This is a genomic window from Streptococcus sp. HMSC068F04, from assembly GCF_001837455.1.
Lineage (GTDB): Bacteria > Bacillota > Bacilli > Lactobacillales > Streptococcaceae > Streptococcus > Streptococcus salivarius_D.
The window spans coordinates 1-14,305 of sequence record NZ_KV832524.1 but is presented as its reverse complement, the minus strand read 5'-3'; the positions used below and the strand labels follow the sequence as shown (position 1 = coordinate 14,305).

14 protein-coding genes and 1 riboswitch are annotated in these 14,305 nt (G+C 40.3%); of the genes, 1 reads left to right on the top strand and 13 read right to left on the bottom strand.

The genetic code is table 11. The features are described from left to right. Positions 1-118: 118 nt before the first annotated feature. The 13 genes from HMPREF2571_RS08500 to pcrA form a co-directional block, all read right to left on the bottom strand. Positions 119-1,429: an RsmF rRNA methyltransferase first C-terminal domain-containing protein gene (locus HMPREF2571_RS08500; RefSeq protein WP_070847805.1), complete on the bottom strand. Its 1,311-nt coding sequence runs from the start codon at positions 1,427-1,429 to the stop codon at positions 119-121. Between the two features lie 79 nt (positions 1,430-1,508). Then, positions 1,509-2,276 carry an inositol monophosphatase family protein gene (locus HMPREF2571_RS08495; RefSeq protein ID WP_004182522.1) on the bottom strand — a complete coding sequence of 256 codons (768 nt, stop codon included), beginning with the start codon at positions 2,274-2,276 and terminating at the stop codon, positions 1,509-1,511. Continuing rightward, a complete protein-coding gene (locus tag HMPREF2571_RS08490) occupies positions 2,266-2,547 on the bottom strand; it encodes a UPF0223 family protein (RefSeq protein ID WP_004182521.1) in 282 nt (93 codons plus the stop codon). The genes HMPREF2571_RS08495 and HMPREF2571_RS08490 overlap by 11 nt, the downstream gene beginning before the upstream one ends. After that, a complete protein-coding gene (locus HMPREF2571_RS08485) occupies positions 2,540-2,953 on the bottom strand; it encodes a Spx/MgsR family RNA polymerase-binding regulatory protein (RefSeq protein ID WP_004182520.1) in 414 nt (137 codons plus the stop codon). Before HMPREF2571_RS08485 ends, HMPREF2571_RS08490 begins: the two co-directional genes overlap by 8 nt. Before the next feature lie 69 nt (positions 2,954-3,022). Beyond that, positions 3,023-3,934: a bifunctional riboflavin kinase/FAD synthetase gene (locus HMPREF2571_RS08480; protein WP_070847802.1), complete on the bottom strand. Its 912-nt coding sequence runs from the start codon at positions 3,932-3,934 to the stop codon at positions 3,023-3,025. Continuing rightward, entirely contained in the window at positions 3,931-4,812 is an 882-nt protein-coding gene (gene truB, locus HMPREF2571_RS08475; protein WP_014633124.1) for a tRNA pseudouridine(55) synthase TruB, read from the bottom strand. Before truB ends, HMPREF2571_RS08480 begins: the two co-directional genes overlap by 4 nt. A gap of 119 nt (positions 4,813-4,931) precedes the next feature. Then, positions 4,932-6,278 (bottom strand): DUF438 domain-containing protein, encoded by a 1,347-nt coding sequence (locus HMPREF2571_RS08470; protein WP_041817223.1) that lies wholly within the window; start codon positions 6,276-6,278, stop codon positions 4,932-4,934. 1 nt (position 6,279) lies between these two features. Next, on the bottom strand, positions 6,280-6,513 hold the full coding sequence (locus tag HMPREF2571_RS08465) for a DUF1858 domain-containing protein (RefSeq protein ID WP_004182516.1): 234 nt from the start codon (positions 6,511-6,513) through the stop codon (positions 6,280-6,282). 88 nt (positions 6,514-6,601) lie between these two features. Further along, positions 6,602-7,222: a restriction endonuclease subunit S gene (locus HMPREF2571_RS08460; protein WP_013990593.1), complete on the bottom strand. Its 621-nt coding sequence runs from the start codon at positions 7,220-7,222 to the stop codon at positions 6,602-6,604. 124 nt (positions 7,223-7,346) lie between these two features. Next, a complete protein-coding gene (gene tpx / locus HMPREF2571_RS08455; protein WP_013990592.1) occupies positions 7,347-7,841 on the bottom strand; it encodes a thiol peroxidase in 495 nt (164 codons plus the stop codon). Between the two features lie 64 nt (positions 7,842-7,905). Then, positions 7,906-8,661 (bottom strand): HAD-IIB family hydrolase, encoded by a 756-nt coding sequence (locus HMPREF2571_RS08450; protein ID WP_013990591.1) that lies wholly within the window; start codon positions 8,659-8,661, stop codon positions 7,906-7,908. A 60-nt stretch (positions 8,662-8,721) separates the two neighbouring features. Further along, positions 8,722-10,002, bottom strand: coding sequence for an O-acetylhomoserine aminocarboxypropyltransferase/cysteine synthase family protein (locus tag HMPREF2571_RS08445; RefSeq protein WP_002884918.1), 1,281 nt, complete (start codon positions 10,000-10,002; stop codon positions 8,722-8,724). A 120-nt stretch (positions 10,003-10,122) separates the two neighbouring features. Beyond that, positions 10,123-12,432, bottom strand: a complete 2,310-nt coding sequence (pcrA, locus tag HMPREF2571_RS08440; RefSeq protein WP_013990590.1) for a DNA helicase PcrA — start codon at positions 12,430-12,432, stop codon at positions 10,123-10,125. Positions 12,433-12,736: 304 nt separating this feature from the next. After that, positions 12,737-12,843, top strand: a riboswitch (glycine riboswitch). 96 nt (positions 12,844-12,939) lie between these two features. Here pcrA and HMPREF2571_RS08435 point away from each other — a divergent pair. Beyond that, positions 12,940-14,286: an alanine/glycine:cation symporter family protein gene (locus HMPREF2571_RS08435; RefSeq protein WP_013990589.1), complete on the top strand. Its 1,347-nt coding sequence runs from the start codon at positions 12,940-12,942 to the stop codon at positions 14,284-14,286. The last annotated feature ends 19 nt before the right edge of the window (positions 14,287-14,305 follow it).

The following is a 14,305-nucleotide window of genomic DNA, read 5'->3' as shown; positions in this document are numbered from 1 at the left end:
CTCCGACATTTTGTAACATAAGTAAGAATGTGTCTCATAGATATGCTGTTAAAAGACACCTATCTAATTATAACAAGTATAGGATAATTAAGTCATATTAAAGTTTGGTTACAGGTTCTTAAATGTGAAATCTTAATCCTTTAGGATAGAAGTTTTTAACCGTATTTCCAACAACTTTAGCAAACCCAAAACCATTGCCGTCCACTAAAAGCTGATACCAACCGTTTGGTTGCGCTTGATCTAGAGTGACCACATTACCAGAAACGTATTGGGCAAACTGGTCTTGAATTAGCTCTATACTTGAAACAACTTCATCTGAGGTTAACGCAATTCCAAGAGCAAAACTTGGTTCAAAACGTTTTTTCTTAAAGACACCAAGATGCAGTCCATTACGAGCGATTTTAACTTTAGATAGGTCTGGAAGTCCCTTAGGAAGCAGATAGAGATTGTCCCCAAAAACTTGGAGTAAACCATCTAGACGAGTCTTAAGGTGTTTTTTTGCAAAATCTTCCCAGAGTTGCTTCTGCTCCTTGTTTAGGTTAGATTTTCCCTCTTTGATACGTGCCTGCTCAGCCACGCGCTTATCCTGGAATTTTGCCACAAACTGGCCTTCACCTTTGAAATGGTGCGGATACATTCGAGCTGTTTCTGGAAAATCAATCCCATCGCTCATGCCATTCCATTTAGGGATTTCTACTAATTCAAGATCAGGGTAATTTTCTAAAATCCAAGCGACAACACCTTCATTTTCCTCCGGAGACCAGGTACAGGTTGAGTAGATTAATTGACCACCAGGAGCGAGCATCTTCAAACCGTCTGATAAGATGTCTTTCTGTAATTGTGCCAGTTCACTAGGGTAATCCTTGTGCCAATATTGGATTGCATCAGGGTCTTTTCGGAACATTCCTTCTCCAGAACAAGGTCCATCAAAGACAATCGTATCAAAGTAATTTTTGAAAACTTTGGCTAGTTTATCAGCTGACGTGTTAGTCACAACAACATTTCTCGCCCCAAAACGTTCAATGTTTTCAACCAGAATTTTACTACGCTTTGGATTGATTTCATTGCTGACGAGCAGTCCTGTATTGTCTAAGTAGCTTAGAAGATGAGTAGATTTTCCGCCTGGAGCAGCTGCCAAGTCTAAGACACGACTTCCCTTGGCCGGAGCTGCCACTTGGGCTACCATTTGAGCAGCTGGTTCCTGAGAATAAACCAAACCAGTTGCATGATCGGCGGATTTTCCAGAAATTTTACCGTAATGGCCCCAAGGTGTTTCAGGAATGGCATCAGGAAAGTTTTTCTGTTGCTTTTTCAGAGGGTTGGTACGATAGGCGGACACGGCTTCTTGATCAAATGATGCAAAGAATTCCTCCGCTTCATCTCCAAGGAGCTTATTATATTTTTCTATAAAGTCTGATGGAAATTGCATAGTTTCCTTTCTATCAAAAAACTGGACTAACCAAGAGAACTTACTGTTCTGATTTGTCCAGTATGGTTTTTGTTTTAAATTAATTTTCTGAGCCCATAATATCCTTGATTTCTTCAAGTCTGTCTTTGGGCACAAGCATTACAGCTTGACGACTAGAATAATCCAGTGGTTCTCCAGTAATGGTCTCAAGGTGATAACCCAATTTTTCTCCCATAATACTTGCTGCAGCATAGTCCCATGGGTAAATAACTGAAAAGTAAGCTAAAATTTGACCAGATAGGACTTTTGACATGCTTAAACCGGCACCACCATAGACACGAACACCCAAGGTCTTATCAATAAGGTCTTTTAAACCATGAAAATTTTTAGCATACATGGCTCCATTGCTAGCGACTAGGCAGCGGTCTAATGGGCGACTTTTATAGGCTGGAAGCAATTTGTCATTGCAATACACATCAAACTGGCCACCACCATAGAAAAGTTGATCAGCCATGACGTTATAAATGAGACCAAATTTTCCTTGCCCCTCTTCATAGTAGGCAATCATCACACAAAAATTATCTTGTTGGACAATAAAATTGACCGTTCCATCAATTGGATCCAAGACCCAGACGTTTCCATCCTTGATATTATGCACCAAGCCATTTTCTTCAGCGAAAATATTGTCTGAAGGAAAGGCAGATTTAATACGTGCCACGAGTAAATCTTGTGTTTGTTTATCAATATTAGTGACTAAATCATCAAAAGCTGTCTTTTCTTCGACCGTGATTGTTTTACTTAAACTTTCTTTAATAAAAGCACCAGCTTCTTTGATGATTTCTTTGGCGAAAATCAGTTTATTTTCCAAGTGATACAAATCCTTTATCTTTTGCTTTAGCAGCTTTGACAGCTTGATAGGTTGAAAAACCGCTAGCTTCTTCAAAGGCCTTGTCTAGTTGCTTTTCAGGCGCTTTGCCTGGGACAACGGTTTTAAATGCCTTATAGGCTTGCAAGAGTTGGTCACGGTCAACCTTGCTCTCGTATGCTTTTTCTACCTGACTCAAAAAATGAAGCACTGTGGTGATTTCCTCAGTGCTCCATGATGGATCGAGTGGGTAGGAATAATTTCCTTTAGTCATTGTTACCCTCAATTTCAGCTCGAATGGTCGCTTGACGCAATTCTTGCTTTCTATAATCACGAGGCAAAAAGGCACGAATTTCATCTTCGTTGAAACCGATTTGCATGCGTTTGTTGTCCATAATGATAGGTCGACGAAGAAGATTTGGATATTCAGAAATCAGTTGAATGAGTTCCTTGATGGTCAAATCATCCACATCGATATTTAGCTTCTGAAAGACTTTTGAACGGGTTGAAATGATATCTTCAGTACCATTTTCCGTGTAAGACAAAATCTTCATCAACTCATCGTGAGTTAATGGGCTCGTGATAATATTGTGTTCGTCAAAAGCAACTTCATGATTGGTCAACCAGGCTCGTGCTTTCCTACAGCTGGTGCAGCTAGGTGATAAAAATAAAGTTACCATGCAAACACCCCTTTCACTTTAACATTCCTAATCATTATACATTATTTGATTAGTTTTGGCTACGCTTTCTTAAAATTTTTCCGCGATTTTTTTATCGGCCTCCAGTTGAGCGCAAAGTTCCTCTATATTATTGAACTTAATCATATCACGGATATAATCTAGCCAAAAAACTTCGATTGTTTTTCCATAAATATCGCCTTCGAAATCAAAGATATTGGCTTCAAGGCGGAGTTCTGTTCCCCCAAAGGTAACGTTTTTACCTAGGCTAGTCATGGAACGATAGCGTTTACCATCAATCACCACATCAGCAACATAGACGCCATCTGCAGGGAGAAAGGTTCTGTCGATTGGTGCTAAATTAGCAGTTGGAAAACCAATGGTACGCCCACGGGCATCACCATGTACCACGATGCCACGTGTCGAGAATTCGTGGCCAAGAAGTTTATTGGCTTCTTTAACATTACCTTCTCGTATTAATTGACGTACACGTGTTGACGAAATCTTTTCACCATCGCTTTGTTGCTCTTCAATGACATGGACATTACCAGAAAAATTACGGGCTAAATAGTCCGCATCCGTTCGATGGTGTCCAAACTTGTAATCAAAGCCCACAACAACCTCTTGAGCTTTTAACCGATTAATATAGCGGGCAATGAAATCATCTGAACTCGTTCGGGCAAAATCACTATTGAAATCTGTTAAGTAAAGCTGATCTGTTCCATAGGCTTCAAAAAGATCACAGCGTCTCTTGGGTGCTGTGATATGAAGGAGGAGATCATCCGTATACCGTTGAAAAGTCAGTTGAGGACTTTCATTAAAGGTAAGAACAGCTACTTCAAGCTGTTTGTCGTCAGCAATCTGGCGCGCCTTATCAAAAAGGACCTTGTGACCACGATGAAGCGCATCGAAATAGCCTAAGACAAGGACTGTACCCTTTTCCTGATGGATATCTTTATAATCGTTAATAGAAGTTATTTTCATTGACTTAATACTTTTCTAGGTTTATAAACTTGATTTCGCTTTTCCATGATGGCTAGAACTTTGTCTTCTAAAAAGGCCGCAACCAAGGGTTCTTGGCTATCAATAGCAATAAAGCGACCAAATGAGATTTCTTTAGCATCATCTTCAGTGACTTGTACTGTTGGCAGATCCTGAACACCAAATTCGATAGGAAGGAGGAAGGACGTATCCCCTGCTTCTACCATTTCTGAAATTTGTGAGAGTGTTAGTGCCTTATCTAAGGTTAGACCAGCTGAGGCTGTTCGACGAAGAGCAGACATATGACTCGCGTAGCCGAGTTTAGCACCCAAATCAACAGATAAGGTACGGACATAAGTTCCCTTGCTACAAGCAACACGGAAGGTGAATCTCGCAGTGTCGTTTTCTAGCTCGATGGGTGAGGTACGGACAAATTCGGTAATGGTCACTTGACGTTGTGGACGTTCTACTTCTTCTCCAGCGCGTGCGTACTCATAAAGTTTCTTTCCGTTGACCTTAACTGCTGAGTACATAGGGGGAATTTGTGTGATTTCTCCCTCAAAACTTGCCATTGCCTTGTCAACGGCTTCTTCATCAAGCTCTGTTACTGGAGTTATTTGGACGATTTCTCCACTAGCATCCTCGGTAGTTGTCGAAAAGCCAATGGTAATTTCTCCCTCATAGACTTTCCCTGCTTCAGTCATGTATTCAATAACACGAGTAGCTTTTCCAACCGCTATAGGTAGAACACCAGTCACATCAGGATCGAGAGTACCACCATGTCCGATTTTTTTCTCCTGTAATATTTTGCGTAGTTTAAATACAGCATCATGACTGGTCATTCCAGCCTCTTTTTTTAGATTAATAATTCCTGAAATCATACTTTTAATTATATCAAAAGCAATCCTAAAGAGCTAGGTAGAAACATAAAGAGGCAGAGAGCAAAGTCTCTAACCTCTTGAGTATTATAGTCATAAGCAATTGCAAGACTGCTAGCTTTTTAATCAATGTCTCTTTTAAGATCGCTTTCTAGTTCAAAGAAAGGTTGAATATCTTGCACATACTCTAGGACACCTTGAAAGTCTCCCTTGTCATCTCTAACAGCTGCATAGGTAACATAGACGAATTTTCCTAAACGTTCAGATTTGAACCACATTGGAACTTGGTCACGCTCTCCACTTCTTAGTAATTCAAAGATTTTCTTGACCTTATCAAGCACTTTTGGCGGATGACAAAGTTCAACGTTTCGTCCAATTTGGCTAGGTGTTCGTTTAAAAACCATTTCATTGGCGGGAACATTATCATTATAGTATTGGAAGATATCGTCTTTATTGACGAAAGTGATTTCCAAAGGAAGATGATTGAGGATGAGATTGGCCTGCTCCACGGAAAGATAACCATTGCCAAAAGGTTGCGTTGTTTCTCTATCTACGACAGTTTCAGTTTTTGGTTTTGGGGTGAAGCTGATGGTAAATTGCCCTTCTGGGGTATCAATAATTCGGGTATTGCCCGTATGTTCGTCAGTGCTCAGACCTGACTGTTCTTGCGATGTTTCCGTATTGTCTTCCTCAAAACGCTCACGCTTAGGTTTCCAGACGGCTGTAGGTTTTATAATTGCATAGCCATAGGCATCACTTTCCTCGGCAATCGAAAGCCAATCGTCTTGTGTGAAGGTTTCAAGCAGAATCATCAGTAAGATAGCTTCTTCCTTGAAAATCATAGCTTCAAATTCTTCCGAGAAAGCTTCAAAGGACTTTGAAAATTCCTCTAAATCTCCTTTTGGGAGTTCCTGGAGTTTAGCCTCTGCATCTCGAAAGAGTTTCCGGATGTCATCGTCTACACCCCACATAACCTTTGGAGGAGAATCATGACCATAACGCTCCATTATTGGAAAGAAGAGCTTTTCTTTACGTGTGTAATGGTTATGAAATTGTCCCAATAAAGACATCTGATGTTTAAGTCCATTGAGTAGGTCAGATTTAAAGTCTTCATTTTCAGGCTTACTGATATTTTCTATGATACGTCGGATACGGAGAATAGCTGAACGTAGGGCTAAATTCTCTTGTTTAAAGACATAGACAGGGTGGCCCTCTTGATCAGCGTCTGCCACTTCCACATCTGCAATAGCTCCTTTAAAGAGGTTAGCGTGGACATTACAAAGGCTCATAACATCTTCAAAGGTAACTCCATCTTCAGAAGACATCAATTCATGCTCCATCATAGAGATTTCAAGGGCAGATACTCCCCTGAAGTGTTGATTGAAGCGCTCTTGAACACTTTCGGGACTAGCTCCATGATGTAAATCTAGGAGAATTTCTTTGAGTATTTGAATACGATTGTTTTCCATATTAGTCTCCGATGACATCATAACCATTGAACAGTAAAGTTTGCTTGATTTTATCTAGGGGAATATTAGCTAACTTAGAACCAGCTTTTAGACTGGTTACCTTACCGACAGTATTTAGCATAGCTGGGTTAGACAAGGGCTTAAAACCAAGGTCAATCAGTAAATCCTTAACCTCTGGATGCTCTTTTATGATTGTTGCGACTGGTTGTGATAAATCTATGGTGTTGGTAGTCATAATGACCTCCTAATAACATATTTGCTACTACCATTATACACGAGAATAATAAAAAAAGACCAACAAATCCTAGTTTGCTGGCTTTTGGTTAATTTCCAAATAGAGCTTCTGTAACATTATGCTGGATATTTCCCCACTCTTGCTCTGCACGGACCATCTTACGGTGGAAATCGGCACGACCACGTAAATAGGCGGCAATTTGGTAATCTTGTTTAACAATCGGTATTTCAGGAATTTTGATGTCCAAGAGGTCAGCTGTCGATAAATTGAGGACAGCCTTTCCCTTATCAGCATAGTCCAAATAGGCACGCCCAATATCTGTCTCAAGAAAGAACTTGATGTAAAAACCACGAAGTTTTTCCTTAGGTCGTAATACTGTGATATTTGATGAGGCAACAACTTCACGATTGCCCTGATCTTCGAAAACAGCAACTTTTTGAACAGTTCCCTTAGATGCAATAAGCACATCTCCATCTTCTAAGAGAAAGCGTAAAAGTTTGCGGCGTTCCTCGGAAAATGTTTTTAGGTCATCGTAAGCAATGCCGTTGGGTGTCATATCCGATAGATTAATGACAGCAAATTCACCAGGTTCTGCCTTAGCTGGAACAGCTTTTCCTTTAAATTGATCGACAACATCACCTAAACGAACAAGTTTGTCTGTATTAGCTTCGTAATCGATAATCAGTTGAGGTCTTTCTTTTTCAGACATTGAATCTCCTTTTTATATTTTACTATCCGTATTGAGTATTGCTATACAATAATAGCAAGAAGCTAATACTTTTGCAAGTGAAAACTGTAAGAAAGGCAAAATAAAAAAGAGACCGGGGCCCCTTTTATAAGCTTTTAACTGCTGCTACTGCCGCTTCATAGTTTGGATCAGTATTGATATTGTCCAAATATTCGACATAAGTAATCTTGTTGTCAGCGTCTGCCACTAAAACGGCACGCGCTAACAAGTGCCATTCTTCAATAAGGACACCGTAGTCTTTACCGAAACTATTCTCATAGTAGTCAGAAAGCATAATGGCATTTTCAAGGCCCTCAGCACCACACCAACGAGCTTGCGCAAATGGTAGGTCCACTGAAATAGTAATAACTACAGTATCATCTAGTTCTGACAATTCCTTGTTAAAGGTACGTGTTTGAGTTGAACAAATACCAGTATCGATTGATGGAACGATAGAGATAACTTTTTTCTTTCCATCGAATTCTGAAAGTGATTTTTTCGTCAAATCTGTTGCTGTCAAATTAAAGTCACGCAAGGTATCTCCAACTTGAAGTTGTTTGTCTTCTGCTACTGTAACTGGTTTTCCAATAAATGTTGGCATGTTAGTCCTCCAATACTTTTTTTACTATTGTACTGTAAATAGAGCAAGAAACCTAAGCATTTGTTTAGAACTTTTCAAACAGTAGTTTAATTTTTTCAGCTATCACTGTATTAATTGCAGGAATGACTTCATCCGCAAAGTCCTTCAGGTAGGGATAATCACCAACTTGCACACCATATATAGCATTTTTAAAAAGAGAAATATCATTTTGGTCATTTCCAAAAGATACAAAGTCTCTACCAAAGTGGTTTAAAACAGTACTAGCCTTAGTCACTCCTTTAGGATTAATGTAGAGACACCTTTCGATATCATGGTAAGTAAGGTCTAAACATTCTAGTTTGTTTAGATTAAAGATAAGGTCTTCTCGTATATCCTCATGCTCTGCAAGAGGAATAACAGCTTTAATGGGCTTATTAAGTTCTTGGACAGGCAAAATCTTTGCTTTGTTTAATGGGGCAACATTTGAGAGAAAAGGAATCTGTTCAGGATTTTGAATAGCATAATTAAAGGTATCATCAATAAAATAAGGGAGATTATAGGTATCACAGTAGCTAACAATCGTTCTGAGAGCATGAGAAGGTATTGTGTATTGTGATACTAAATGTTCATCTTGAAAGACTTCACCACCGTTTAAGCCAACTACTGTCAGTTTTTTCAATTCTCCCTCCAAAATACTAAGACAGTCTCTGTAAGAGCGTGCTGTTGCAAAAATAATCTCATGACCGTATTTAGGTGCTGTTAAAAGAACCTCTTGTAGTTCTTTTGACATAGTCATACCATCAAAACATAGGGTTCCATCCAAATCAAAAGCAAATTTCATAGGGATAGTATAACAAAAAACCAGCTATAGAGCTGGTTTAAATATTTAGTATCAAAATACTTAGATTTTATCAAGGGCTAGTTTTAAATCTTCAATCAAATCATCTGCGTTTTCCAAACCAACTGAGATACGAATTTGATTTGGAGTGACACCACAAGCTAGTAAATCTGCTTCTGCCAATTGTTGGTGAGTTGTTGTTGCAGGGTGCACCACCAAAGATTTTGCATCAGCAACGTTAGCCAAATCTGAGAAGATTTCAAGATTATCGATAACGGTACGTGCTTCGTCTTGCCCACCTTTAACATGGAAAGTGAAAATAGAACCTGGTCCTTTAGGGAAGTATTTTTGTGCCAAGTCATAGTAAGGACTTGATGGCAATCCAGGATAGTTAACTTTTTCAACTTTTGGATGATTTTCCAAAAAGTCTACGATTTTTTTAGCATTTTCGACGTGGCGTTCGACACGAAGTGAAAGTGTTTCAAGTCCTTGTAAAAGCAAGAAAGCATTGAAAGGTGCCAAGGCAGCCCCTGTGTCACGCAAAAGTTGTGTACGAAGGGCGGTGATAAATGCTGCTGGACCAACATCACGTGTATAGCTGATATTGTGGTAAGATGGGTCTTCGTCAACCAGCTGTGGGAATTTTCCTGAAGCTTCCCAGTCAAATTTACCAGAATCGACGATAAGACCACCAATAGTTGTTCCATGTCCACCGATAAACTTAGTCGCAGAATGAACCACGATATCTACACCATGGGAGATAACATTGATGAGATATGGAGTACCAAAAGTATTGTCAGCAACCAATGGAATCTTATGACTGTGAGCAATTTCAGCAATCTTTTCAAAATCAGGAATGTTGATAAGCGGATTACCTAAAGACTCAATCAAGACTAGTTTGGTATTATCTTTGATAGCAGCTTCAATTTCTTCAGGATTGTCAACATCTACAAAAGTTGTTGTGACACCATAGCGTGGAAGAGTTTCTTTTAAGAGATTGAACGTTCCACCGTAGAGTGTTGTCGCAGCAACAACATGATCGCCAGCATGTGCCAAACCAAGGACCGCATAGGTGATTGCAGCCATACCTGAAGCCGTAGCCAAGGCACCAACACCACCTTCGAGGGCTGCAATACGTTCTTCAAGGACTGCTACTGTTGGATTGGTAATACGTGTGTAAATATTACCCGGTTTTCTAAGAGCAAAGAGATCTTCACCTTCTTGAGCATCGTCAAAAACATATGAAGTCGTTTGGTAAATTGGAACCGCACGTGATTTTGTTTCCTTGTCAGGTGTTTGTCCAGCGTGTAATTGTAAGGTTTCAAATGAAAATTCTCGTGACATATGGGTGTCCTCCAAAACAAAAGTTGCCTTCATTCTACACCCATAAAAGCTAGCTGTCTAATAGAAATTTTTTATCAATGTGATAGGGAAGGCTTATTAAAAGGACCTTTCGGTCCCTTTCTATTTCTTCTCAATCGGTGCTACGCTTGCCAAAACTTTTTTAAGTCCAACTTCTGGGAATTTGATCTTAAGTTCTTGTGTCTTGCCACTTCCAGTTACTTCTAGGACGGTCCCATCTCCCCACTTCTTGTGGTGAGCGATATCTCCGATTTCCCAGTCAGTAGCTGAATTCCCAGAGTCTGAAGTCTTGCCAAAAGGTAGTCCGCCAGTAGCTTTTGAAAATGGCTGAGCGCCCGTATGTCTTTGAGGTTGTGCATTTGCTTTTCTGGTCTGAAGCGCTTGTTGTAAACTCATGCCTTGACCAAATTGTGTAGGCTCTTCTTTTGTAAAACGAACACCAAATGATGAATTGGCTGGGCGTGCTAGACCTTGATATTGTAATAAATCATCTGAAATTTCACGCAAGAAACGGCTAGGGCGATTATAGCTAGTCTTACCAAAAAGCGTCCGCGTATTAGCGTTGGTAAGGAAAAGAATCTCTTCAGCACGGGTAATACCTACGTAAGCTAAGCGACGCTCTTCTTCGAGTTCTTCTGGATCTTCTGAGGCACGAGACAAAGGGAAGACCCCCTCTTCCATACCGATAAGAAAGACAACTGGGAATTCAAGTCCTTTAGCAGCATGGAGAGTCATCAAGGTTACTTCTGCTGCTTCCATATCACCATCGTCCGTATCAGCAATCAACGCTAGATCGTTCAAGAAACGGCCTAAACGGTCAATACCAGTCTCGTCTTCCGAACCATCGGTGTTGGTTTCATCAAAATTCTTAGTAACAGACATGAACTCTTCGATATTTTCAATGCGTGCTTGACTTTCAAGTGTTTGTTGCATAGAAAGAGCATCCAGATAACCAGACTTATCTAAAACAGCCTCTACCGCTTCAGTAATACTTAGCCCATCTAGCTGGTCACGTAGATTCAGTATCATGTTGGCAAAATCGTAAACGCCCTGAGCTGCTTTCACTTTAATTGGTGACAACATAATATTAGCTGATGCATCTAGGAGACTCATGTTTTGCTCATAGGCAAAGTTACGAATCTTTTCAAGCGTACCAGGCCCAACTCCACGTTTAGGTTCATTAACCACACGTTCAAAGCTAATATTATCTGCAGGATTGGCAATCAAGTTCAAGTAAGAAATGACATCACGAATTTCTTTACGGCTATAGAACTTGGTACCTCCAACCATGGTATAAGGAATATTAGACTTGAGCAAGGCTTCTTCAATGGTACGAGACTGAGCATTGGTACGGTAAAGCACAGCGAAATCCTTAAAGTTCTTACCTTCTTCACGAATGATGTTATCAATAGTTGAAGCAACAAAAACAGCTTCATCACGCTCGTCATTAGCACGGTAATAAACGATTTGTTCACCGTCGTCATTTTGAGTCCAAAGTTTCTTAGGACGGCGGTTTCGGTTGTTCTTGATAACTTCATTGGCTGCTTGGAGAATTTTCTTGGTTGAACGGTAGTTTTCTTCCAAGAGAACTACCTTGGCTTCAGGATAGTCCTTTTCAAAGTCAAGGATGTTCTGCATATCAGCCCCACGCCAACCGTAGATTGATTGGTCCGCATCACCTACGACACAGATATTCTTGAAGCGAGATGCCAAGAGTTTTACCAACTGATACTGAGCATGGTTGGTATCTTGGTACTCATCCACGTGAATGTACTGATAACGCTGCTGATAATAGGCGAGAACATCAGGATTTTTGTCAAAGAGACGTAAAGTCATCATAATCAAATCGTCAAAATCCATAGCTTCACTTCGACGGAGCTCTTCCTGATAGGCCTTGTAACATTTAGCAACGATTTGGGTGTACATATCACCGGCCTGGTGCTCATAGGCCACTTCATCCAAGAGGTCATTTTTTGCATTGGAAATCGTCCCTAAGATGGCACGTTCATTCCACTTCTTAGGGTCCAGGTTCAGATTCTTGAGAATACGTTTCATCAAAGTACGTTGTTCACCAGGATCTACGATAGTAAAGTTTCGGTTGTAGCCAATATGGTCCGCTTCACGACGAAGAATTCGCACGCACATACTATGGAAGGTCGCAATCAAGGTTTCTGAAGTTGCTGGATTTAAAGCCATAGCACGTTCACGCATCTCACGAGCTGCCTTATTGGTAAAGGTAATGGCTAGGATATTCCAGGGATTAATCATTTTCTCGTCAATGAGGTAGGCAATGCGGTGGGTAAGCACACGTGTCTTCCCAGATCCTGCACCAGCCATAATCAATAAAGGCCCTTCAGTCGTTTGGACGGCTTCGGCCTGTTTGTCATTCATACCAGTTAATAATGGGTTCATCATATTCTCCATTCTCAAAAATAAGCTCTACTATTTTATCATTTTTTGGATGAAAATGCAGATTCTATTCATAATGGATCTGAAATAACTTTAGAAGATAATTGTTTGTTTATATTGGAAGTACTTTGCTTAAGATTGCCCATATTCCTAGCTTTTTCTAGCTTTAGAGGAAGACATTCTAAAGAATAATATTCGGATTTTTATAGTTTTGATGAAAATTAGTGTTGACACTGTTCGTTTTTTTCGATAAGATAGAATCACAATAAAATAAGAACCGAGTGATGTCATCAGGATGACTGGTGATTGACGGACTTCTGGAGAGATCTTGAAGCAGCCTTAGCTGTAAACAAGACACCGAAGGGGCAAGGGGTAACAACCGAAACTCTCAGGTAAAAGGACAGAAAGCATCGCAAGTTTTTTAACTTGTAGTAATAGCTTTGTATTCTCAGAGGTCTGGTTAAGCCAAACCTCTTTTTTGACGTCTCGGTTAAAGGAGATTGTAAATTTATGTTAGAATTTTTTACTACCATTGATGATTTTGTCTGGGGTCCACCCCTTCTGGTCCTTCTTGTAGGAACTGGGATTTACCTTACAATTCGTCTTGGTCTTTTGCAAGTTCTTCGTCTTCCTAAAGCTTTTAAACTTATCTTTGCTGAAGATAAAGGGGAAGGTGATATTTCTAGTTTTGCAGCCCTTGCGACTGCTCTCGCAGCAACTGTTGGTACAGGTAACATTGTCGGTGTAGCTACTGCCATCAAAACGGGTGGACCTGGTGCCCTTTTCTGGATGTGGATTGCCGCTTTCTTTGGTATGGCAACCAAATATTCCGAAGGTCTTTTGGCTATTAAATTCCGTACACTTGACGACCAAGGAAATGTATCTGGTGGTCCAATGTATTACATCACACACGGTTTTTCTGGGAAATGGCAAACAATTGCTAAACCATTGGCCTACTTCTTTGCCTTTGCAGGTGTCCTAGTTGCATGGTTAGGGATTGGTACTTTCTCTCAAGTTAACTCAATCACCGCTTCACTTCAAAATAGCTTTGACTGGTCACCAAAAATCGTAAGTATCATACTTGCTCTTATCACTGCTGCCATCATTTTTGGTGGTATCCAATCTATCTCAAAAGTTTCTGAAAAGGTCGTACCATTTATGGCTGGGCTTTATATCCTAGCATCACTTGTGGTTATTTTTACTAACTTTAATCAACTTCTTCCAGTCCTTGAAATGGTCTTCCAATCTGCCTTTACTGGTAAAGCAGCCGTTGGTGGTTTTGCTGGTGCAACAGTCATGGTTGCAATGCGTCTTGGTATTGCGCGTGGTGTCTTCTCAAATGAGTCAGGTCTTGGATCTGCTCCTATCGCTGCAGCAGCTGCTAAGACCGAAGAACCTGTTGAACAAGGTTTGATTTCAATGACAGGTACTTTCATTGATACGATTATCATCTGTACGCTTACTGGTCTTGCTATCCTTGTAACGGGTCAATGGTCAGGTAGCCTGGAAGGTGCCCCAATGACACAAGCAGCCTTCTCTTCTGTTTTTGGTACATTTGGTGAAATTGCCTTAACACTTTCTTTGGTTCTCTTTGCCTTTACAACAATCTTGGGTTGGTCTTACTACGGTGAACGTTGTTTCGAATTCATTTTCAAATCAACGAAATTCCTTCCACTCTACCGCATCATTTTTGTAGTCATGGTTGCTCTTGGTGGTTACCTCACACTTGATGTTGTTTGGAAAATTGCGGATATCGTAAACGGTTTGATGGCATTGCCTAACTTGATTGCCCTTCTTGTCCTCTCACCAATCATCTTCAAAGAAACTAAATCATACTTTGAACGTCACAAATCATAACCACCCGTCTAACGGGTGG